This window comes from Nostoc sp. (assembly GCF_036917455.1).
Lineage (GTDB): Bacteria > Cyanobacteriota > Cyanobacteriia > Cyanobacteriales > Nostocaceae > Nostoc.
The window spans coordinates 1-22,421 of sequence record NZ_JBALDK010000113.1; the positions used below are offsets into that span (position 1 = coordinate 1).

The following is a 22,421-nucleotide window of genomic DNA, read 5'->3' on the forward strand; positions in this document are numbered from 1 at the left end:
TCTGAACTACAAACTTCACAAGCTGAATTAACACAATCCCAATCTGAACTACAAACCTCACAAACCGAATTAACCCAACTTAAATCTTATCTCCAACAAACTCAGGGAGTGGATGGAGTAATGAGCTATTATCAGTCTCGCATCGCATCCAACCCCGACGATATCCAACTTTATCATCAGACATTGACAATTAAGCCTGATGATGAGCAAATCCTTTTGCAGCTAGGTAATGCTTTAGTTAGACAAAACCGCTTTGCTGATGCACAAGCCACTTACCAAACCGCACTCCAATTTCACCCAGACAACTTTGAAATTCACTTAGAATTAGCAAAGGTTTTAGACAAAGAGCAGAAATGGGATGAGGCGATCGCAGCTTACCAATGTGCGATCGAATTAAATCCAGATTACTCTTGGTCGCACAAACACTTAGGGGATATTCTAGCAGAACGAGGTCAGCTATCAAGAGCAAGTTTTTCTTATCGTCGTGCCTTGCAGCTGCAACCGAGAATTTTTTGAATTTAACATCATAATAAGTGATCGCGTACTGCTGTCGATGAACCTAAACCATATAGGCAACTAAAATAAGAACGGGAGCAACGCGAAAAAGTGAGATCCTCGTGAAAAGAGCTCTTGAGGCAGGGGGAGCAGGGGGAGCAGGGGGAATGAAGAGAAAACTTTAGTATTTTTTACGACCTTTATAGCTATAAATACACTTATTTCTTTCTCTTCCCCTGCCTCCCCCTGCTCACAAAATCGCATTGCTCCCAATAAGAACTATAAATGTATAAAGAGAAATAACTGCTTGCGGTTTTGCTATGCCCGCTAAGGATTTGTATCACGATACCGTTGTCCAAGCCCTCATTAAAGATGGCTGGGAAATTACTGACGACCCCTTGCTTTTATCTTATGGCGGTCGAGAACTCTATATCGATCTCGGGATAGAAAAAAGGGCGATCGCCGCGCAAAAGGACGATCAGAAAATAGCTGTTGAGATTAAGAGCTTTTTGAAGCCTTCTCCAGTCCGCGATCTAGAAGAAGCAGTAGGGCAATATGGTGTCTATCAAAGTATTCTGACAGAAATCGCACCAGAACGAATACTTTACTTAGCTGTTCCCAGACGCTCCTATGAGACTATTTTTTCAGAAAAACTAGGACAGCTAATCATCAAACGCTTGCAAGTTAAACTCTTGGTATTTGACGAGGAACAAATGAGGATTGTGCAATGGACACCTTAGAACGCTATCAGAAGATAGTCCGCCAGTTAATTGATGAGTATGCAAAGTATAAGCCTTCTCACGGTCAGATTGAAACCGAAATAATTATCGACACCCAAAGAGATCGTTATGAAATGCTGCACGTAGGCTGGGATGGGCAACGTCGGGTACATGGTTCAGTGGTACATATTGATATCATCCAAGGAAAAATTTGGATTCAACATGACGGTACTAATCGTCCCGTAGCCGAGGATTTGTTGGAAGCAGGAGTTCCTAGAGAGGATATTATTTTGGGCTTTCATCCTCCTCAAGTCCGTCAGTATACTGATTTTGGCGTGGCATAAATGAAACTGAATTCTGATTACTCTCTCTTTCTGGAGAGCGATCGCGTCCTCTTTGAATAATTTTTAATGTAAGTAATTAGGATTGAGAGTGAATCAAATATCAATTTAGACTTTGATGATAAGTATAAACCTATGCCATACAGTAAATTTACTCTCAGCAAAGCTGTAGAAGATTTCCATCTCACAATTGTTGAAGGAGGTCGCTTCCCACCAGACATTCCCTCAGTCACTCCTACTCCTTTGCTTCAGGATATTCTTAAAGAAACGATTCCTTGGGCGATCGCAGTCAGTAGCGAAAAAGCCCGTTCTGAGGGGATCTTACTCTTGCATCTTGACCGTGTGCCCCACGGCTGCAAGCTCCCTTTGGAAAACTACAAGAGATGCTGCGACATGGCATGTTTAATATTAAACTCAAAAAAGTGTTGGTTGAAGCTGCAAAGCGCGACGATAAGAGACGCTTGCTTCATTAAGCTGACCGCGTTCTGCTAAAATATCTCCTAAGTGTTTGTGCGACCAAGAGTTATCTGGGTTTAGTTCAATGGCACGTTGGAAAGAAGCGATCGCATCATCCCATTTCTGCTCTTTCTCTAAAACTTTTCCTAGCTCTAAGTATATTTCAAAGTTGTCTGGGTGGAATTGGAGTGCTGTTTGGTAAGTGGCGATCGCATCATCAAATCGATTTTGTCTAACTAAGGCATTGCCTAGCTGTAAATTGATTTGAGCGTCATCTGGCTTAACATCCAGTGCTTGATGGTAAACTTCGATATCGTCAGGGTTATATACAATGTGAGAGCGATAATAGCTCATTAATCCCTCTACTCCCTGAGTTTGTTTGAGATAAGATTTGAAGTGTGCAAATTCAGTTTGGGAGGTCTGTAATTCAAATTGAGATTGGTCGAATTCAATTTGAGTTTGTTGCAGTTTAGACCGAAGTTGTTTCAATTCGGATTGGGTATATTGTAAATCAGACCGATATTTTACTAATTCCTCCTGGCTTTGTTGGAGTTGAGCTTGTGTTTGTCTTAGTTCAGTTTGCAACTGTTCAATTTGTATCTGATTTTTTTCCTGAACTTGTTGTAGCCTTTCTTTATACCTATCTATTTCTGCTTTTGCTTGAATATTTTCAATTTGTTGTGCTTCTAATTCTTGAGTCTTCTGGTCAAGTTGTGCCTGTAAGCTTTCTAACAAAGTCTGAGCCTGCTGCTCTTGCCAAGTCGTCATTCCCAATATCCTCTGACGGGATGAGTTACCTAAAGGCTGACTTGGGGTATTAAAAATCTCTAACTCTTCTAGAATTCCAAAAACTTCTTGACCGATTGGTTGATAAAGCTCCACAGGAAAATGAGCGAAATCAACCATATTTTTGGTGCTGGTTTGCTTTAAAACTTTATCTATATCAACGATACAAAAATTTAATTTTCTCGATAGTTCGATCAAAGCTAAATTGAATTCTCGCCGTCTTAAGCTTTCAGAACGTTTCACAAACTGATAATTATGTGTAATATTACCAGGCTCAATTGTTAAAGTATTAAATACTAAAATGTGGGCGTTAGTAGTCTGCTGAATTTTCTCAACTAACTGAGTAAAGTTTTCAATAAATTTTTCTATCGTTATCCGTCCTAAACTGACAAAATGCTTCCGAAACCAATTGGCGGAAGATAAATCTCTTAACATCAAATCTATCCGTTGATTGTTCCACCAACCACTCGGATCGATTAAAAAACCATGTTCTCGATGTTGATAAACCACTCTCGCTACGTCAGGCGCAATGGATAAAATAACTACTTTTTTAGTAAATTCTTCAAAGCCACTACCATTAGAAACCAAAAAGTTGGGGCTAAATAGTTGATTCTCAAAAAAATTGCCGGGAAGATAAAATTTTTCTAAGACGGGGGCTAATAAATCTTGAGGATAGTTTTCTAAATTTTGCAGCAGGAGATCCGATCTAGATTTCTCAATCTGTCCTTCTTTGAGAATGCAGCAAGTTCCTTTCAATATAGGTTTAATCAGAGGAACACAAGAAAATACTGACGGGAGATCGCAGCCTCCCATTATGTATATACCAATTTTATTTTCTTGATGTGAATCAGACCCAAAAATAATATGGTTAGAATCCATATATTCGCTAGGCACATTTATCTCAATGTTTTTTTCCATAAAAAATAAATGATTAATTATAATATTCTCGAATCAAACACAAGTAGACAAATGAAACTAAACGTAAATACCAGGATAGGAAATTATATTAGGAACGACCCTAAATGTACTGGCTTCTGCCAATTTAGATTCATTAATCTCTTCATCCAGATCGGTAGTTAAGACGGCTAGTAATACTCCTACTTCCTGATAAACAAACTCTTGTGCATAAGTGCGGCGTAAAAAACCCATATCAGCAGAACAAACACGCACAAGCATATCCAATTTGTGAATTTTATCTGATGTATTTTCCGGTTCTGCTAAACTGGCAAGCACGCTTTCAGGTGTCTCTAAAACAAGATTACTTTTCTCTTCCTCTATCTTTAATTCAAAAATATCGTCTCCATAATCGATTTTATCTCCTTTATCCTTGTACCATTGAATAAAAATTCCTCCTTCAGTGCCTTTATTGATATAGGGCATGAGCAGTTTAAACAGCATCTTAATCTCTCCTGCGTCCGATTTGCTGAAGTAAAGGGCGATTTTCAAAAAAACCTACGTCTGTTATGACTCGGAAAAATTCTTGGCAGATAACCTGATAAGCTTCCGGTGAATAATCTAATGGACTAGTAATATGCTGCGCGGCACCTAATTCGGCTATAAGTGATTCTACATCAACAATAGAAATTCCTTCCTGCATAGAGAGTTTAAGTAAGAATAAATTTAACTTTTGAATTCTTAGGCGCAGTGTTTCGCCGACATTGTGATAATTGGTAGTGCGATCGCTCGGATCAAAGTCGCTACAGTTATAAAAGATAATATACGCACCTGTTTTTTCTTTCAGCAATTGAATAAGCTGGCTAAAATTGGCTTGAGATTGCTCCGCAGACAGCAAACCAGTGGGAGAAAAGTGCTGTTGAAACTCCTGTTTTGCCACTTCAGACCACTGCTGTTCCCAATCTTCAGGGATATCGATGAGATGCCCAGTTTGGTGATGTTGCCATAAATTTTTGGTAATCTCTGCCTGGGTGGAAAAGACAATAATATCGATACCTGCTTCCAGCAAAGAAGTAGGAGATTGTCCCGTTAACAGGGTTTCTAACTGCTTAGATGGAAAGTCACCTAATTGTGCAAAAACTTGCAATTCATTTAGCAAGGGGATTTCCCCCAACTGTTGCAAACAAAGGTCGGAACGTCCACCGGGTTCGTAGATAATTTCGGTTTGAAAAGCGCTAGGGTACTTTTCATTGATTAGCGCACGGACTTCACAACTTCCTGTTCTTCGCTAGAAATGACAATGCGTGGAAAATCATCTTTCGGGAAATCGACGCGATTAACCCTTACCCCTTCATATACAGTTGCTCCCAGCTTTCTGGCGTGCTGAAGTAGAAGGTGGTCGAATTTAGCTCGATCCACATGATAGGTGTAGTTGCGATCGCCTTGCATCTCCCGTTCATCGAAGCGAATATCTCCCCGACAATCTAGTGGTAATCCCTCAAAATCGTGACTGTAGATTTTCTTACTTGTCACAGATGTCCATGCCGATCCGTATTTGCGAGGAAATTTTGCTGCTTCCATTTGCTCTAGTAAACCAAGTTCTTGCAGCACTCGGTTAGCGGCTGGTACTAGAGACTCACCAACATGGGGACGGGGAAATGTTTCGCGCTCGAACAGTACGCAACTGATCCCTGCTTTAGCAAGATAGGCTGCTAGACTTGACCCAGCAGGCCCACCGCCGATAATACCAATATCAAAATCAGGTTGGGGAATATTTATCAACATCTGGAATTATTTATGAGTCGTGATGCGTAAAACTGCATTACGGAAGCCGTAACACACCCTACAACATAATATATTTACTTAGATTTTTTCAAAAATCAAATATTATTCCTATATCATCACTACTCAAGCGACCGAAAAAAAAGAGGGATTTACGCATTCATGCTTCAGTACTCCGAAGTTTTGACATTATTAAAGATTTAATAGTATCGATAGTCTCAAAATTATCTAACAGTACCTCATCTGGATTTATCTTGACATGAAACTGTTCTTCTATAAAGCTAATTAATACAAATATTCCTAAAGAATCAATAATTTCTTCATCAATTAGGTGTGACTCATTATCTAAAATTACTTCTGGACGATCGTACATAAATTCTTTGCTTATCTGGTTTTTTAGGATTTCCTCTATCTCTTTTTCTGTATAACTTTGTGTTGGCATATCTTTAATTGTTAAAGTAGTTGAAGATTGACTTTCCCTGTGGACGTTTTTGGCAAAGATGCCCGAATTTCTATGACAGCAGGAACCATATACTTAGGTAAATAGTCCGAACAGAAACTCGCTAAATCCTGCTTTTGTAAAATGTCGTGAGGAACTACAACAGCTTTGACGACCTGACCGAACTGTTCGTCAGGAATAGCTACGATTGCTACCTCTGCTACTTGTGGATGCTTGTATAATATTGTTTCTATTTCGCCTAAATCGATTCGATAACCGCGGCTTTTAATCGTGCGATCGCGACGACCTAAAAAGATGTAATTTCCATTTGGTTCTTGTTTTACTAAATCGCCAGTTCTGTAAACAAACTCCTCCTTTTGCTCTGCTGTTTCTGACTGAGAAAGCATATCACACGAATGAGATAACATAACTTCCTTAGTCAAATCTAATCGTCCCCAGTAACCGTTCATTAGCGATCGCCCACGGACGTAAAGTTCTCCCACTTCCCCAACTGTTGTTATTTCTCCCCTATCATTAACAGCAAATACTTCATTTCCTGCACAGGCTTTACCAATAGGCAAGGCTGCAATTGATTCATCAGGAATCTTCTCAACTGGATAATAAGTACAAACATTCGTTTCCGTAGGGCCGTAAAGGTTATAATACTTTACCTGCGGTACGCATTCCATCAGTTGTCGCAAATATTTAATCGGAAAAACCTCACCTGCAAATAAAATAGCTCTTAAATTAGAGAAGTCATATCCTGGTAAATTCCCATGCAAAACCAACTGGATCAGGGCAGAAGGAACCGAGTACCAGATTGTTATTTGTTGTTCAGCAATAAATTTAGCTAAATCAAGCGGAAAAACTGTTAACTTTTCGGGAACGATAATTACAGTACCGCCAGCTTTGAGTGTGGTAAAAATATCGAAAACTGAAAGATCGAAGTGCAGAGGAGCGTGATTGGAAATGCGATCGCTATAACTCACTTGAAAACATTCACTAGACCAATTAACAAAGTTCAATGCCGCCCGATGACTAATCGTTACTCCTTTAGGAGTTCCAGTTGAGCCAGAAGTGTATAAAATATAAGCTATATCAATTTCAGTTATTTTGTTGACAGGTAAAGGAGATAAAGCCGCTTGCAATACATCCTGCCAACTGATTAATTTACCGACTAGTTCCGAAATTTGCAAGGCATTCCCACCGACAACAATCGCCCACCGAATAGGAGCGAGTTTTGGTAATATCTGCTCTAAACTGACAAGTTTTTTAGCAGTAGATATCAACACCTCGATTCGGCAATCCTGAATAATAGATGCAACTCGTCGAACGGGAGCCGAAGGATCGAGAGGAACGTAGACAGCACCAGCTTTGAGAATGCCGAAAATCGCTACTACTGCTTCAATGGATTTGTTGAGGTAGATACCGATGCGATCGCCCTTCTCAATACCAGCATTCTTCAAAACCCAGCATAATCGAGTTGAAACTTCATCAAGCTCTTGATATGTTATGGAGTTATTATAAACAACTGCTTTTCGCTCTGGATATTGCTTGGCGCTGATTTCTAAAACCTGATGCAGTAAATAGGACATATTTTTTAGCTTCACAATCCCATAAATTGAGCGATAATTTGGTACTGGATTTCAGACGTTCCCGAATAAAGTCGGCTTCCCAAAGCATCCCGTAACTCTCGTTCCAGTCCAAGTTCTGTCAAATAACCATATCCTCCGTGAATTTGAATAGCATCTAAACAGGATTGTACCCAAGATTCACTAATATAAAGTTTTGCCATCGCTGCTTCCATAAACGCAGATTTTTCCTGCTGTTTTAACCAGCCAAATTTATGTAATAAACTTCTAGCTGTTTCCAGTCGCATCTTCATGTCCACCAGCTTACTAGAAATTAACTGAAACTTACCAATTGGTTGCTGAAACTGCTTTCGTTTCTTGGTATATTGAACGCATTGTTCAAGCAATCGTTCCATACTACCAATAGCACTAGCAAGGATAAAACCGCGTTCCCATTCCATGCTGTGACTGAATACAGCCATTCCAGCGCCTTCTTTTCCAAGTAAGTTAGCGGCGGGTACTTCACAGTTTTCTAAAACGATTTCAGCCATTTGTGCCGTTCTCAACCCCATTTTTGACATCTTTTTTCTAACAAGAAAGCCCGGAAAATCTTTTTCTACTAAAAAACAGGTAATTCCCCTTTTGCCGCGTTCTGGTTGGATGTTGGCAAAAACTAGAATTAAGTTAGCGATCGCACCATTGGTAACAAACATTTTGCTCCCATTTAAAATATACTTATCTCCCTTCTTTTGGGCTGTAGTTTGTAGGCTATAAACATCCGAACCAGCTTCTGATTCGGTTACTGCATGAGCGCCAATTAATTCGCCTTTTACAAGTTTGGGAAGATACTTGAATTTTTGTTCTAGAGTTCCAAAAGTCAATAGGGGAATTTCGCAAGCCCAGGTATGAGCGGCAATTGAGAAAAGCAGACCGTTATCTTTACAACCATAGCCCAGACCTTCTAAAGCATAAATAGTTGTGAGGGGATCTAATTCTCTTCCACCATATTCCTGGGGAATTGGTAAACCCATAATTCCCCACTCTCCACATTTCTGCCATCCTTCTAGGTTGAATTTTTCCTGCTGGTCTAGTTCGGCGAGATTTTCTATTAATAACTTTTCTGTAAATTGAATTACATTGTTCTTGATTTCAATCTGTTCTTTAAGCGAGAACATAATTATAAATACTTATTAAGCTTTAAAGTTGCTAACCAATCTTATATGAATTTACAGGGTGAGTCCATCTCAAATCCTATTGACAAGCTGGTTTAGAGCCAATACCTGTAAATGGAATTGATTAAAATCTGAGAACCCTTGTTGAGCAAGGCATACAAGTTTTAGATTATTACTAATTTGAGCTTGTAATAACTTGAATTTGCCCATCTCCTGGCAAATTACATAATCCCAAATGAGAGTGATGATTGTTAGTGTAATGAGACGTAACATAAAAAACCCCCACTTTTTCATACATATCACAAATGTGGATGTGGCTACTAAATTCCACTTGTGGAAGTTCATCTAAACGAGCATAATCATCAGGACTCATAGTCGCTAAACCAAAATTGATAACATATTCATCTGGAGCAATATTTAGGTTTATACTGCGACAAAAACGTACATAATCCCCTTCATTAACTTGGTTAGGAACAGTAATTTTATGATGAAACGAGGTTTTTATATGAACTTGTAGATTCAATTTATTAGTAATGAATACAGCTACAATCGGTACAGCAATACTTTTCTTAATTTGAAACTCACAACAAAAATAAGCTTGTTCGCCTTGTAAAAAATTGGCTGTAGCTTCGCCTTTAGCATTACAAATACCATAACGGGTTATCTGTGCATAGTTCGTCTTCGGAAAAGAAATAGGAATGAAAACTTCATCAGTAGGCCAAAAAAAATTATCTGGTGTCTCTAGAAGCGGTACAGATATCTTTTCTTGAAGTACAGGTTGAGGAACATTATTTAAAAATGCTCTCTTAAGTTGATGAAATTTCAGTATCCCTTCTCTAGCTTCACCTTGATAAATTTTCTGACCATGATGCAGCAAAATTACCTCTTTACAATACTGCTGTACCGCCGCTAATTGATGAGTCACTAAAATAATCGTAATTTGTTTGGCTATGAGTTCCTCAAGACGGGCATAGCATTTCTGTTGAAAGAAAATATCACCAACTGCTAAAACTTCATCTAAAATTAGGACATCACATTCCAAAAAAATAAATAAAGAAAAAGCTAACCGCGCCTTCATTCCAGATGAATACAACTTCATTGGACGGTCAAAAAACTCTCCCAGTTCCGAAAATTCCGCAATATCTTCCAGGCGTTTTTGTACGTATCCTTCAGGAAAACCTAACAACTCAGCACTATAAATTGCATTTCCTCGCCCACTGAGTTCAAAATTAAAATCAGTTCCCAATTCTAAGAGTGAGAGAACTTTCCCGTTTAATTGATAACTTCCTGCTGTGGGTTTTAATACCCCAGTAATAATTTTTAATAAGGTACTTTTACCTGCTCCATTTTCCCCGATAATTCCGATAAATTCGCCTTTTCGGACTTGAAAAGACACATCTTTCAGAGACCAAAACGACTGATGATAAGTTTCTTTTTTCCGGCTTAACCATTCTCTAGCACGATGCCAAGGATTAGAATAAATTTTAAAACATTTACTGAGATTGCTGACTTGTAATATAATCTCATCACTCATATCACATCTCTAATTTCATCTTGGAGTTTTTGTACTTTAACTCAGTAGGTCAATTGCATGATACATCTTAGCTATTTTTTGCACATCAGCCAACTCTAGCCATTCACAAGAATCAAGTTTTGCTGTTAATGCTTTAAACTCCAACTTGGCTTTTTCAAAATCCCTGATATGAATAAAGTACATAACTTTAGCTGCCAGAATATTCGGTTGCATTTTCTTTGGCGTAATCTCTAATGAATAATCAAAAACTGCGGCAACTTCAGTTTCAGAAAAGCTATTAAATGAATATGAATTTTGTAACACCTCATTGGGAATTGGCTTGACATAGCAAAAAGCTCTAGAGGAATAAATGAAGGGATGCTCAATCGGCACTAGATACTCTCGTAACCGATACATCATTAAATGAATCCAAGAAGTATAGTAATGAGCAAAATCTTGCTGGATTACTAAAGATACTTCTGGAATAAGATAAGGAAAAAAGTTTTTTATAATACTATTTGTTAATTTCCAAGATTTCATAGCATCAATAAAAAGACACTCGATTTCACCTTGTTGCCAGCCAATTTCTGCCAGATCCCCAGGATGGACGTGAATAAGATGACTCCAAGGATTAATTCGCTCCAGGTATTCCTCAAGAAAACTATCTCCATCTTTGTATTTACCTTCTAAGGAAGTACCGATGACATTTTGCGGCATATTAGCCAGTGAAGACCAAAGAAAAATATCGTAAGCATGAATGCGCTGGCTTTTGTTTGTTACATAGGAATTAGCCTCAAGCCCCATTGCAAAGGAAATAGTTGAGGAGCCAAACCAGCAACCAAGTTCTACAATCTCTCCTCTACCTGAATACTCATTTTGGGCATAGTTTTCTAAAAAGAGTTGCTCCTCGTTTGAAGTCATACCCAGTATCCATCGTCTGGGTTCACTTTTATCTAGATGACTTGCGGGTGATATAGCAGCTTGACAAAAGGCTCGATCCATATATTCAAATCTTTGATTCAGCAAGCGTTGATTCACAAAATGGAGAAACTCTCTCATCGGTACACCAACTTTCTCTGGGTAGGCCGAGATAGATTGAATCATAGCTTGTTCAAGCGATCGCACGTCTTCCGGTATAAACCAGCGCACACCACTGGTACGTCCAATGAGATTGAGAGTTTCTCGAAATCCACCTGTATCTGAAACGATTAAACTGACGGGTAACTGTCCCATTTCTAATGCTGTATGGGGAAAGTTCTCTTGACTACTGGTGAGGCAAACGATCGCAAAACGCCACAAACTAACCAACTGAATCGCTTCTTGACTGAACAAATCAGTCACAATGGTGTAGCAATAGTTAGAGCCTAACTTTTGTTTAATATATTGCTGGCTATCTAACCCTTGCAAACCCTCAGCTTGCAGCTCAACGTTCTTACCCAAAAAGATGATATGAATTTTTTCAACTACATTGCTTTCTAGTAGTTCGACTGCTTCTAAGAAGGTAAAAAGCCCTTTTCTCTCCTCCAATCGTCCAAAAAAGACCAGAGGAATTTTATCTTGATCGAGAAGCAATTGTAAATCATTTCTCAGCGTCATTGTTTTCGACGGTTGTTCAATGACTGAAAAACAATAAGGTAAATGCAAAGCATGAGATGTTTTCCAACCATACTTCTCCACTTTCTCTTTGAGAAAATGTGACAGAAAGAAGGCTTTATCTGCCTGTTCAAAGGAATATTGCTCGTAATGGCTCGTTTGCCAAAACCAGCGAGGATGAGAATGTGTGTACCTTGCATGAGCTTCTTGCAGCCACTCCTGCCCACTATGCAAAGTCACAGCTACCACACAATTTTCTCCTAAAACACGCGATCGCTTGGCTTGAACTGTACGGTATCCCAATCCCAGCATTTCAGGGAATTCAATGTAAATATAGGCGTTAGGAAATGTAGCGGCGATCGCAGTCACAAAAAATAGCGCACAGTAGTTCTCGTAATCTACCCATTCCCCATCCTGCAACTGAGACAAAATTGCCAAGTTAGTCGGCTGTAATTCCAGTACATCGATACATTCACTGCTTGAAAAGATATGTTTCACGGCGGGAATAATTGACTCTCCACCAAACTTCTTTTGACTTTGGCAAAGCAGTACCACAACATAAAAGTCTGCTGCTGCTAATCTCTCACTGAGAGTGCGGTAATAAGTGCCAATTCCCCCATTCCGAAAAATGCCTTCGTATTCAGTTGTGACAAGTAATGCTATTTGTGCAACTGCTGGGGGAATTTTGTCTTTTATCGTCTGTTTGAAGCTGACTTCAAAACTGTTAGTACGATTAGTTTGTTCGGAAAGGAACTTTTCTATGTCTACTGGCTTCATTTAACTTCGGATATATTGCTATCAGACTGAATAATCCTTGCTGTAATACCACTTATATAGGACTCATATTTGATTTTTGAAATAGACGTAGGGTGTGTTAGCGTCAGCGTAACGCACCAAAAACTTTGGAGTCAGGTGCGTTACGGCTTATGCCTAACACTCCCTACATCTACTTAGATTTTTCATAAATAAAATCTGATTTCTATACAAAGAAGATGGGAAAATTTCACTTAATTTCTGATTAATTGGTGATTTATCAAAAAAATTCAAGTACTATATTCAATGCTGTACGAATCGATTTCCAGTATTCTTCTTCCAACACTCTTACTAAGTTGAGAACTCGGCTATTATCAATACTGCGAATTTGTTCAACATCAATGTAACGGTCTTGGTCTAAACCATTCATAGCAGATGCTACGACATTGACAACATAAGGAGCCTTTTTACTTCCTGGTCTGAATGGCATGACGATTGTTAACAAACCGTGCTGGTTCATTATATCGTTCTGAACAATTAGGCAAGAGCGTGTCTTTTGCAATTCTGTACCCACTGTTGGGTCAAGTTTACAAAAGCGTATTTCTCTACGTCGATAAGTTAAATTACCTTTAGGCATTATTCAATTCCATCCCCAACGACGCAATCCCAAAGTACGATTTCTTTTTGATACTCTAGGTCATTAGCGTCTTCTTGAAGTGCTGCAATCATCTCTGCTTCTAAAACTATACGACGATGCTGACTCAAGACATCGTTGATGTACCCACTACGATTAGAAGTTTCTCCATTATTAGCAGATCGCCGATCTATAAAAGCCAAAATATCTTCATCAAGTGTGATTGTTACTTTCTTGACCAAAGGTATGTCTCCTGAGTCTTACTATTTAGTCTTACTTATTTATCATACTAATTGATTCACAATCAAGTCGTTTTAAGTTCAAGATATGTGCAATATGGATAGTAAATAATCAAACTCTGTTATAATTCATCTGCTTTTAGCTAAATGACTCAAACTAAAATTAAAAAGTATTAAGGTTGGTGCGATCGCAAATTTTTAATATTACTTAATAAATTTTGACGGAGAAAATTAAGTGAACCTTTTTGCTAATCCCAACAAAACTTGGTTGTCACCTTGTATTGCGGCTTCAGTAGTAGCCTTTCTCAGTTTTCCTGTCTGGCAAAAATTTTTTACTAATCTAACTTTGCCTGTTCAGGTTCAAATGACAGCAGACAATATTAAACACGTTAAAGCTTACTGGGATAATCCAGCAGTTCATCCTAATGCCTATGAAATAATTCCTCTAAAATCAAAAAAAACTCCTACTAATCAAACCTCTTCTACTGTTTGGCGTATTAAAGTTGAAGCGTTAGCACAAAAAGCACCTGACGCGAAGAGTTCTGAAGTCTGGATTGTAGACATCAGAACACCAGAAAACCAGGTAAACTGGTCAAAAGCATTAATAGGTGTGCAAAAGTGGGAACTAATTGACAATCAATACGGACCTCAAGGTAAAATAGCTGCTGCTCGCGCTGGGCAACCGCAATCTTTAGATGTGTCAGTTAAAGGTAGCAACTTAACTATCACATTACTGCGTAGCCCTTGGAGTGGTAAAGTGCGAGTAACAGCCAACGGTCAAGCACGCGAAACAAATTTATATGCTCCTAACAGTGCTATTGAAAAACTGTATTTTGAACCGACAGAAAATAAAAAATCTGAGCTTTATGAAATTGAAATTACTAAAACACCTTGGCATCAACTGAAGTTTGTTCCAGATGCTGCTAATTCCGATCGAGTTAAAATTGACTTTATTAAAATTGGGAATTTAAAAATCCAACCGGAAGCGAATGGAGAGTTTATATTACCGTTCTACTTTTGGAATCAATTTAGTTGCGCTCTAGCTGCTACAGCGATCGGTTTTTTGGGGTTAACAATTTTATTTATCAATATCGGAAATATCCAGCGGCGAAATACCCAATTTATTAGCTGGCAGTGGTTCGATAACTATCAAATACCCAGAGCGATAATCAAACTCAAAATTGCAAAGAAAGAAACCCTAATTTTACCGTATCAAGCGCTCAAATACTTTCTGGTATCCTTAATAGTCTTAGTAAGCGGTCTTTTTTTAATAGAAGGCTATCTTTACTACCTAGAAAATAACAAAATAATTCGAGTGCGATCTCAGCCGAAGTATCAGCTTGCTTCTATATCTTTGCTTGCGACCTCTGTCACTCAAGCTAGAACGCAATCAATACGACAACTTCCACAACTATCCTCCTCAGCATGGCAACAGGAAAACGATCGCATTAATCAAAATAACAAGAAAAAAATTCTCACATCTGGTAGAGTGCTGAATCCAGCACAAGGAGAGTGGATTTGGCGGTCAAAGGGATTTCCTGTAAATAAATTAGCTACAAAACCCAAACGCATCCTCGTGATGGGGGATTCCTTTGTTTGGGGTAGTGGCTATAGTAATATGAATGATATTTGGTGGCGGCAACTACAGCGAGAATTAACTCGTAGAGGCTACGAACAAGTCGAAGTTATTGCTGCTGGATTGAGTGGCGCTTCAACCCACCAAGAATTAAATCAAGCACGAAATCTTGTTCCTGTTTATCAGCCAGATTTGATACTTTGGGGTTATGTAACGAACGATCCCGATGAAGGAGTTCTTGAGCAATTTAATTATCAGTTCGTTAATCAAGACCCAATAATAAAGTTGATTAAAACCTTAAGAGATAAAGGCATTTTTCCGAGATTAAATACACTTCTCTTCGAGGCTCGTTCTCGAAAAGTTCCAGGAACAATGGATGAAAAAAAAATTGGCTATGAATATAGTCAATGGCAGTTAAAATTACTTGAAGGTAAAAATTTTGAGCTTTACAAGAAAACAGTAAAAGAACTAGGGCATTTTCAAGCCAGTAGCGGTATTCCTGGATTTGTAATGACTTTGCCAACTTATCCTGACCGTGCTTACTTCACTCCTCTATACAGCAAAGTTACCCCTTTACTTAAGGCAGAGAAAATAGCCGTTTACGACACGTTAGAAAATTTTCTCAAATTTTATTCGCGCTTTAACTCAGATCCCATCTATGCCACATTAGATCCTGTTTACACTTGGCGCATCAATCCAGCCAATGGACATCCTGGCACTACTGCAACTCATTTTTATGCCGAACAAGCCGCAGACATTCTTGAAGCCAAGTATCCAAAAGTGCTGGGTGAACGAACTCCTTCAGCTAAACCGCCAGCGATTCACATCAACGATTGGGTTCCTTACAACCTAAATCTAGTTGCAAGTTCTAGCGGAATTTACACCTTTAAGTATCCTGAATCAGAAGAATATATGCTGCGGTTGCCAATTGGTAAACCCTTTGTGCAGCTAAATTTAGAAGTTCCTGTAACCATTAAAGAAATTCGTCTTTCAGGAACTGGATTAAAAGCCGCTTCATTAGATATTACAACAGTAGATTCTAAACGCAAATTTGACGACGGCACTATTTACTCTTTTGAAGAGAAGCAAGGAACATCTTTAGTTTGGAATTTGGAGGGACAGTCATCTGCAAAATCTACTAATACAATTCGACTATCAGCCAGCTTTCAAAATAATGATAGACAACTCACGCTAACCCTAATTCCAGGTGCAGGGAGCCAACCATGAGCAAAATACGGATTCTCGGTATCTCTGCTTATTACCATGACTCAGCTGCGGCTTTAGTCGATGATGGTAAAATCATTGCAGCAGCCCAGGAAGAAAGATTTACCCGCATCAAAGCAGATGCAGAGTTTCCCCATCACGCCATTGATTATTGCCTAGAAGCTGGAGGAATTGACGAGCATCAGTTAGATTATGTTGTTTTTTACGAAAATCCTGTTCTTAAATTTGAGCGCTTACTCACAACCTATCACCTAACTGCTCCCAACAGTTGGCGGAGTTTTTTGAAAGCATTTCCAGATTGGTTAACCCGAAAACTCTGGTTAGAAAGTGAAATTGCCAAAGAAATGGGGATTAAAAAACGGATTTACTTTTGCGATCATCACCTTTCCCATGCTGCTAGTGCGTTCTTTCCCTCTCCTTTTACTTCATCTGCCGTTCTGACAATTGATGGAGTTGGCGAATGGTCTACTGCTACTTTTGGGATAGGACGAGAAAATCAGATTGAATTGTTAGAAGAAATTCGGTTTCCTAATTCCTTTGGTCTGTTATATTCAGCCTTTACTTATTACACCGGATTCAAAATCAATAGCGGCGAGTATAAACTCATGGGTTTGGCTCCTTATGGAGAACCAAAATATGCCGATTTAATTAGAGAAAAGTTAATTCGGCTTAATTCTGATGGTTCGATTATTTTGAACCAATATTACTTTGATTATGTCGGCGGTTTAACAATGACCAACGACCATTTTCACCAACTGTTTGGCGGCGCACCTCGTCCACCAGAGTCGTTGATTACTCAAAAGGAAATGGACATTGCCGCCAGTATTCAAGTTATCTTGAACGAGGCGGTTTTGGCGATCGCCCGCTACGTTCATCAACAAACCCAACAGGAAAATCTCTGTTTGGCGGGAGGAGTAGCCCTCAATGTGGTAGCAATGGGCAAATTATCCCGTGAGGGGTCATTTCGTCAATTGTGGATTCAACCTGCTGCTGGGGATGCTGGGGGAGCTTTGGGAGCAGCTTTGTGGTTTTGGCATCAAAAACTAAGTAACATAAGAACTCCCATTCAACCTGATGCGATGCAAGGAGCTTTCTTGGGTACTAATATCCCCCCGGCTTCCGAGTTAGATGATGCCATGCTAGAGCGTTTAGAAGCAGTTTGGCAGGTTCATAGCGGGGAAGTACTGCAAGGATTAATCGCTCAAAAATTAGCAGAGGGTAAGGTTGTCGCAGTTGCACGGGGACGAATGGAATTTGGGCCGCGAGCTTTGGGAGCGAGATCAATTTTAGGCGATGCTCGCTCTCCATATATGCAAAGCCATATAAATTTAAAGATTAAGTTTCGTGAGAGTTTTCGCCCTTTTGCACCGATGGTATTAGCAGAAGATGCAGCAGAGTATTTCGAGATTCAGGAAGAAAGTCCTTATATGCTGCTAGCTTATCCGGTGAAGGAGAGCAGACGGCTACACGCAGCAACAAAGGGTCTATTCGGCATTGATTTACTGAAAGTGCCACGTTCGGATATTCCGGCTGTAACTCATATAGACTATTCGGCTCGTGTTCAGACTGTAGATTGCGATCGCAATCCTTTTATGTACGGGATATTAACCAAATTTAAAGCTTTAACTGGTTGTTCTGTGATTGTTAATACATCCTTCAACGTCCGAAGCGAACCAATTGTGAATATAGCTGAGGATGCTTATCGTTGCTTCATGGTGACAGAAATTGATTACTTGGTGATTGGCGATCGCTTTTTTGACCGAAATTCCCAAAAACAGCAACTTCTTTCGGATGAAGAACGCACTCAATGGCTGAGGAGGTTTGAACTTGACTAAATTCTCATATTTACAAAGATTGAAGCAACGAAAACATCTAGCTCAAGTTCAAAAACAGATTGTTTTTGGGTTAACTTTGGGTTGGTTGATGACGCTTGTTGGTGGCTTTCACTATTTATTTGCGATCGACAGTCATGATAATTTCTGGAAAGCCCTGCTTTACATAGGAATAGGGTTAATAGCAATCAGTCTTCTGCTTCCCTCTGCTATTTCTTTGTTCCAGAGCTTCTTGCAAAAAATGACAGAAAAGATAGGTGAAAAAATATTTCTATTAATTCTTTTAGCCAGCTACTTTTTATTCATTTTACCGATAGGTATATTGCTCAGAAGACAAAAAACAAATAATTCATTCCATACTTGGCAAGATAAATTCATAGCTCAAGCTGAAGGATGGATACAGTGGGAAAATGGAGAGGATATACAACCGCTTCAACCTGGAGCTAAAAAGCGTCCTTTAATACTACAACTAGTTTGGGTAGTTGCCTATTTCATTCGTAACGGGCATTACTTATTAATTCCAGTGCTAGTTCTGCTGCTAGTTTTAGGTTTAATTCTGTTCTTTGTAAAAGCGTCGGCTTTAGCTCCCTTTATCTATACTTTGTTCTAATGTAGGTTTAAATTTGCTTATTAGTGAGCAATAAGATCCCCAACTTATTAGAGAAGTCGGGTATCTTAGCTTTGCAGGGTATTGTAACATAATTATTCCCAATCAAATTTCATACCTAAATAATCTTCCAGTTTCTGATTGTGCGGTTGAAAAAAATCAGATAACTTTTGGCGTAATTCGTTGCTAGTTCTTGAATAAGAACCAGAATTAACCTTGGAGTATCCTAAGAGGGAGTAATCAGATATTTCTAAAAAATCATAAACTTGTTTCATAGTTTTCTCGGTTTGACTAGAAAGGTCTTCACTTCGCAAAATCAGAAACTGTTCTCTCGGAAAAAGAGTCATCCATTTTTCTAAAAAATAGAAGTATAAACCAAACCAGAGATATCCTTTTTCTGTTTGCCAGTATTTATCACTGACTTTAGTAGGGTCTATTATATCTTTTATGATTTCCAGTTCAGATGTCATTGCTACTTCTAAAGAACGATGTTCTTTCATCATTTTAAGATTCATATAGTAGTGAGAAATTGCTCTCTTAACAGGGTTACGTAGTATAGCAATTAGCTTAATTTTGGGAAATAGCTGAAATACTTTTTTTTCAACTTCATAGCTACCGAGATACCAAGGAGTTGCTTCTCCGGTTAAAAAACCTCCTTCTACAGGAAGGGGAGGAAATTGGGCTAGATACCAATCAAGTCCGAGGTCAAAATTTTTAGTAAAAAAATGTAATTCTTTGTTGTTAGCTGCGAGAATTTGAGGGTGTTGGCACAGATAATGATAAAGCGAAGAAGTGCCAGCTTTACCCATACCAATAATTAAGAAGCTTACATTGTAAATTGTAGGACAATCTATATACTTATTCGTATATTTTTTATTGGGATAAATTGTTTTATCAATACCAGTTTTATAGGCAGTAATAGCTTCTGTTATTTTACCTTGCTTAGTGAGCATATCTCCTAACGCCACATCAGCATAGGATGGAGTTAAACGTCCTTGAATGATTTGATGATAGGAAGCAATGATTCTCGCTAATTCATTTTGCTCAAGTAAGGTACAGTAGCAAATTATATAATTTAATCCAAAGTAAGATAAAGATAAGGATGGTTCAATTTCAATTGCTTTCATATAAGCAGCAATTGCTTCATTCCATTGATTTTTTTCTTGGAAATCATATCCCAATATAGTAGCATCCTTCCATGTCTTAACATCAGCAGCAGTTTTTACTTCTTCGGAACATGACAGCAGCAGATGAAAGCTTTCATAAACCAATTTACTTTGGAGAAGATTTTGAAAGGCAGTAATTTCTTCTCCTTCAAAACCTAGAGTTTGTAGCATTTTGTTTAAAACTTTAGGTGCTGATGCTAAATGTGGTTGAATTTGCAAAGATTCTTGGCAGACTTCGAGGGTTTTATCTAATTCTCCTAGTTCATAATAAAGTTCAGCTATTTTTTCATAAACAGCTAGGCTGTCAGGCTTTATCTGTAGAGCTTTTCGATAATGAGTTACTAATTTTTTTAGCTGATATTCCATAATTTTTGCTTAGATATTTTCATTGATTATTACTGCTTGTGATAACTTTGATTTGTCCATCCCCAGGCAAATTACATAATCCAAAATGAGAGTGATGATTGAAGGTATAATGGGGTGCAACATAAAAAATACCTACCTTTTCATAAACATCACAAATCTGAATACGGCTGTTAAATTCTGCTTGGGGAAGTTCATCGATGCAAGCGTAATCATCAGCTTGCATTGTTACCAAAGCAAAACCGAGAACGTATTCACCTGGAGCGATACTAAGGTTAATGCTACGACAAAAACGCACGCGATCGCCTTGACTAACCTGCTTAGGAACGCTAACCTTTTGTAGGCAGGAAGACTTACTATGAATTAGCACATTAAACTTGTTAGTAATCATTACAGCAGCAATTGGTACACCAATACTTTCCTTAATTTCAAACTCGCAACAAAAATAAGCTTGTTCGCCTTGCAAAAAATTGGCTGTAGCTTCGCCCTTAGCATTACAAATACCATAACGGGTTATTTGTGCATAGTTCGTCTTCGGAAAAGAAATAGGAATGAAAACTTCATCAGCAGGCCAAAAAAAATTATCTGGTGTCTCTAGAAGCAGTACAGATATCTTTTCTTGAAGTACAGGTTGAGGAACATTATTTACTAACCCACTCTTGAGTTGATAAAATTTAATAATACCTTTCATGGGTTCGCCTTGAAATATTTTTTCCCCATGATGCAGCAAAATCACCTCTTTACAATACTGCTGTACCGCCGCTAATTGATGAGTCACTAAAATAATCGTAATTTGTTTGGCTATGAGTTCCTCAAGACGGGCATAGCATTTCTGTTGAAAGAAAATATCACCAACTGCTAAAACTTCATCTAAAATTAGGACATCACATTCCAAAAAAATAAATAAAGAAAAAGCTAACCGCGCCTTCATTCCAGATGAATACAACTTCATTGGACGGTCAAAAAACTCTCCCAGTTCCGAAAATTCCGCAATATCTTCCAGGCGTTTTTGTACGTATCCTTCAGGAAAACCTAACAACTCAGCACTATAAATTGCATTTCCTCGCCCACTGAGTTCAAAATTAAAATCAGTTCCCAATTCTAAGAGTGAGAGAACTTTCCCGTTTAATTGATAACTCCCTGATGTGGGTTTCAATACCCCAGTAATAATCTTTAATAAGGTACTTTTACCTGCTCCATTTTCCCCGATAATTCCGATGAATTCGCCTTTTCTGACTTGAAAAGACACATCTTTCAGAGACCAAAAAGACTGATGATAAGTTTCTTTTTTCCGGCTTAACCATTCTCTAGTACGATGCCAAGGATTAGAATAAATTTTAAAACATTTACTGAGATTGCTGACTTGCAATATAATCTCATCACTCATATCACATCTCTAATTTCATCTTGGAGTTTTTGATTGACAACATTACTTAACCAAATAAATAACCCAGTCCACGATAGCATAATCAGCCAAACATGAATTTCTGGCATTTTGTTTTCTAAAATGATATTACGAACTGACTGAATAAATGCATAAGGTGGATTCAGATAAAGCCAAGGTAAAAGATTTTTAGGAATAATAGTTTCTGGATAAAAAATAGGCATCATCCAACTCCACAAGGGAATTAGAAACTGTAAAATCTGCTTGACATCAGGAAAGAGAATTTGCAAATTAGCCAAAATTAACCCCATCCCAAAACCCAACCCTTGTAAAAGTAATCCTAATATCGGTAACAAGAAGATTCCTAAACCTAAATGTCCGCCTAATAAAACACCAATGGGGAGAATTAAAGCTAAGTAAATTAAGAGCAAAAACAAAGAAGTTAAACTGGCTTTTGCAACAAAAACCTCAGATGGAATTGTTAAACGCCTCAGATAAATAGAATTTTGGATAAAAGCATTGCTACCTTGAAAAATTGTTTCTGCAAATGTCCGCCAAGGTAAAAGTCCAGTCATGAGATATAAAGCATAGGAACTACCCCGTACACCGTGAGAAATCAATAAAGAAAATACCACTGTATAAATGAGAATTTCACACAGGGGATGAATAATATTCCACAAAATACCTATACCAGTACCAGCATATCGGTAACGCAATTCGTACCAAGCGTTATAAAAGATATAGCGCCGATACTGATAAAGATTTTTGAATAACCAGTGCTTTATCATACATGATGATTTGTATAGAAATTTTAAAATTACTGGCGATCGCAGCAGTAGTATAGTATCAAATATCAAGCAGTAATCACTAATTAAGCTAGAT

At 38.3% G+C, this 22,421-nt stretch carries 20 protein-coding genes; 6 read left to right on the forward strand and 14 right to left on the reverse strand.

Going from position 1 to position 22,421, the window contains the following annotated elements; genetic code table 11:
• The 3 genes from V7K42_RS12220 to V7K42_RS12230 all read left to right on the forward strand — a co-directional run.
• A partial coding sequence (locus V7K42_RS12220) for a tetratricopeptide repeat protein (protein WP_334916475.1) occupies window positions 1-516 on the forward strand: 516 nt, incomplete at its 5' end.
• 299 nt (window positions 517-815) lie between these two features.
• Window positions 816-1,235 (forward strand): element excision factor XisH family protein, encoded by a 420-nt coding sequence (locus V7K42_RS12225; RefSeq protein ID WP_334916477.1) that lies wholly within the window; start codon window positions 816-818, stop codon window positions 1,233-1,235.
• A complete protein-coding gene (locus tag V7K42_RS12230; RefSeq protein WP_334916479.1) occupies window positions 1,223-1,558 on the forward strand; it encodes a XisI protein in 336 nt (111 codons plus the stop codon). Before V7K42_RS12225 ends, V7K42_RS12230 begins: the two co-directional genes overlap by 13 nt.
• A gap of 411 nt (window positions 1,559-1,969) precedes the next feature.
• Here V7K42_RS12230 and V7K42_RS12235 read toward each other — a convergent pair whose 3' ends face one another.
• From V7K42_RS12235 to mazE, 11 genes are all read right to left on the reverse strand, one after another.
• On the reverse strand, window positions 1,970-3,715 hold the full coding sequence (locus V7K42_RS12235) for a tetratricopeptide repeat protein (RefSeq protein WP_334916481.1): 1,746 nt from the start codon (window positions 3,713-3,715) through the stop codon (window positions 1,970-1,972).
• A 57-nt stretch (window positions 3,716-3,772) separates the two neighbouring features.
• Complete coding sequence (locus V7K42_RS12240; RefSeq protein ID WP_334916483.1) at window positions 3,773-4,195, reverse strand: hypothetical protein; 423 nt, start codon at window positions 4,193-4,195, stop codon at window positions 3,773-3,775.
• 1 nt (window position 4,196) lies between these two features.
• Entirely contained in the window at window positions 4,197-4,850 is a 654-nt protein-coding gene (locus V7K42_RS12245) for a hypothetical protein (RefSeq protein ID WP_334916485.1), read from the reverse strand.
• 95 nt (window positions 4,851-4,945) lie between these two features.
• Window positions 4,946-5,476, reverse strand: a complete 531-nt coding sequence (locus tag V7K42_RS12250) for an NAD(P)/FAD-dependent oxidoreductase (RefSeq protein WP_334916487.1) — start codon at window positions 5,474-5,476, stop codon at window positions 4,946-4,948.
• Window positions 5,477-5,633: 157 nt separating this feature from the next.
• Window positions 5,634-5,915, reverse strand: coding sequence for an acyl carrier protein (locus V7K42_RS12255; protein ID WP_334916489.1), 282 nt, complete (start codon window positions 5,913-5,915; stop codon window positions 5,634-5,636).
• An 11-nt stretch (window positions 5,916-5,926) separates the two neighbouring features.
• The gene (locus tag V7K42_RS12260; protein ID WP_334916491.1) at window positions 5,927-7,507 is read right to left on the reverse strand and encodes an amino acid adenylation domain-containing protein; all 1,581 of its coding nucleotides are present in this window, start codon (window positions 7,505-7,507) and stop codon (window positions 5,927-5,929) included.
• 11 nt (window positions 7,508-7,518) lie between these two features.
• Window positions 7,519-8,658 carry an acyl-CoA dehydrogenase family protein gene (locus tag V7K42_RS12265; RefSeq protein ID WP_334916493.1) on the reverse strand — a complete coding sequence of 380 codons (1,140 nt, stop codon included), beginning with the start codon at window positions 8,656-8,658 and terminating at the stop codon, window positions 7,519-7,521.
• A 172-nt stretch (window positions 8,659-8,830) separates the two neighbouring features.
• Entirely contained in the window at window positions 8,831-10,189 is a 1,359-nt protein-coding gene (locus V7K42_RS12270; RefSeq protein ID WP_334916495.1) for an ABC transporter ATP-binding protein, read from the reverse strand.
• A gap of 36 nt (window positions 10,190-10,225) precedes the next feature.
• Window positions 10,226-12,538 carry a glycosyltransferase gene (locus tag V7K42_RS12275; protein ID WP_334916497.1) on the reverse strand — a complete coding sequence of 771 codons (2,313 nt, stop codon included), beginning with the start codon at window positions 12,536-12,538 and terminating at the stop codon, window positions 10,226-10,228.
• A 256-nt stretch (window positions 12,539-12,794) separates the two neighbouring features.
• The gene (locus tag V7K42_RS12280; protein WP_334916499.1) at window positions 12,795-13,151 is read right to left on the reverse strand and encodes a type II toxin-antitoxin system PemK/MazF family toxin; all 357 of its coding nucleotides are present in this window, start codon (window positions 13,149-13,151) and stop codon (window positions 12,795-12,797) included.
• Window positions 13,151-13,390 carry a type II toxin-antitoxin system MazE family antitoxin gene (gene mazE, locus V7K42_RS12285; RefSeq protein ID WP_334916501.1) on the reverse strand — a complete coding sequence of 80 codons (240 nt, stop codon included), beginning with the start codon at window positions 13,388-13,390 and terminating at the stop codon, window positions 13,151-13,153. The genes V7K42_RS12280 and mazE overlap by 1 nt, the downstream gene beginning before the upstream one ends.
• Before the next feature lie 232 nt (window positions 13,391-13,622).
• On the opposite strand from mazE, the gene V7K42_RS12290 reads away from it, so the two are divergent.
• From V7K42_RS12290 to V7K42_RS12300, 3 genes are all read left to right on the forward strand, one after another.
• A complete protein-coding gene (locus V7K42_RS12290) occupies window positions 13,623-16,190 on the forward strand; it encodes an SGNH/GDSL hydrolase family protein (protein WP_334916502.1) in 2,568 nt (855 codons plus the stop codon).
• Window positions 16,187-18,022: a carbamoyltransferase family protein gene (locus tag V7K42_RS12295; protein ID WP_334916504.1), complete on the forward strand. Its 1,836-nt coding sequence runs from the start codon at window positions 16,187-16,189 to the stop codon at window positions 18,020-18,022. Before V7K42_RS12290 ends, V7K42_RS12295 begins: the two co-directional genes overlap by 4 nt.
• A gap of 88 nt (window positions 18,023-18,110) precedes the next feature.
• Window positions 18,111-18,629, forward strand: coding sequence for a DUF5989 family protein (locus tag V7K42_RS12300; protein WP_334916506.1), 519 nt, complete (start codon window positions 18,111-18,113; stop codon window positions 18,627-18,629).
• A 92-nt stretch (window positions 18,630-18,721) separates the two neighbouring features.
• On the opposite strand, the gene V7K42_RS12305 is transcribed toward V7K42_RS12300, so the two are convergent.
• Genes V7K42_RS12305 through V7K42_RS12315 form a run of 3 tightly spaced genes read right to left on the reverse strand, consistent with a single transcriptional unit; the run spans window position 18,722 to window position 22,327 of the window.
• On the reverse strand, window positions 18,722-20,158 hold the full coding sequence (locus tag V7K42_RS12305; protein WP_334916507.1) for a sulfotransferase domain-containing protein: 1,437 nt from the start codon (window positions 20,156-20,158) through the stop codon (window positions 18,722-18,724).
• 19 nt (window positions 20,159-20,177) lie between these two features.
• Window positions 20,178-21,542 (reverse strand): ABC transporter ATP-binding protein, encoded by a 1,365-nt coding sequence (locus V7K42_RS12310; protein WP_334916509.1) that lies wholly within the window; start codon window positions 21,540-21,542, stop codon window positions 20,178-20,180.
• Window positions 21,539-22,327, reverse strand: a complete 789-nt coding sequence (locus V7K42_RS12315; RefSeq protein WP_334916511.1) for an ABC transporter permease — start codon at window positions 22,325-22,327, stop codon at window positions 21,539-21,541. Before V7K42_RS12315 ends, V7K42_RS12310 begins: the two co-directional genes overlap by 4 nt.
• Window positions 22,328-22,421 lie beyond the last annotated feature (94 nt).

Coding starts and splice junctions, on each gene's coding strand:
- V7K42_RS12225 (WP_334916477.1), top strand. CDS start 816: ATGCCCGCTAAGGATTTGTATCACGATACCGTTGTCCAAGCCCTCATT.
- V7K42_RS12230 (WP_334916479.1), top strand. CDS start 1,223: ATGGACACCTTAGAACGCTATCAGAAGATAGTCCGCCAGTTAATTGAT.
- V7K42_RS12235 (WP_334916481.1), bottom strand. CDS start 3,715: ATGGAAAAAAACATTGAGATAAATGTGCCTAGCGAATATATGGATTCT.
- V7K42_RS12240 (WP_334916483.1), bottom strand. CDS start 4,195: ATGCTGTTTAAACTGCTCATGCCCTATATCAATAAAGGCACTGAAGGA.
- V7K42_RS12250 (WP_334916487.1), bottom strand. CDS start 5,476: ATGTTGATAAATATTCCCCAACCTGATTTTGATATTGGTATTATCGGC.
- V7K42_RS12255 (WP_334916489.1), bottom strand. CDS start 5,915: ATGCCAACACAAAGTTATACAGAAAAAGAGATAGAGGAAATCCTAAAA.
- V7K42_RS12260 (WP_334916491.1), bottom strand. CDS start 7,507: ATGTCCTATTTACTGCATCAGGTTTTAGAAATCAGCGCCAAGCAATAT.
- V7K42_RS12265 (WP_334916493.1), bottom strand. CDS start 8,658: ATGTTCTCGCTTAAAGAACAGATTGAAATCAAGAACAATGTAATTCAA.
- V7K42_RS12270 (WP_334916495.1), bottom strand. CDS start 10,189: ATGAGTGATGAGATTATATTACAAGTCAGCAATCTCAGTAAATGTTTT.
- V7K42_RS12275 (WP_334916497.1), bottom strand. CDS start 12,538: ATGAAGCCAGTAGACATAGAAAAGTTCCTTTCCGAACAAACTAATCGT.
- V7K42_RS12280 (WP_334916499.1), bottom strand. CDS start 13,151: ATGCCTAAAGGTAATTTAACTTATCGACGTAGAGAAATACGCTTTTGT.
- V7K42_RS12295 (WP_334916504.1), top strand. CDS start 16,187: ATGAGCAAAATACGGATTCTCGGTATCTCTGCTTATTACCATGACTCA.
- V7K42_RS12300 (WP_334916506.1), top strand. CDS start 18,111: ATGACGCTTGTTGGTGGCTTTCACTATTTATTTGCGATCGACAGTCAT.
- V7K42_RS12305 (WP_334916507.1), bottom strand. CDS start 20,158: ATGGAATATCAGCTAAAAAAATTAGTAACTCATTATCGAAAAGCTCTA.
- V7K42_RS12310 (WP_334916509.1), bottom strand. CDS start 21,542: ATGAGTGATGAGATTATATTGCAAGTCAGCAATCTCAGTAAATGTTTT.
- V7K42_RS12315 (WP_334916511.1), bottom strand. CDS start 22,327: ATGATAAAGCACTGGTTATTCAAAAATCTTTATCAGTATCGGCGCTAT.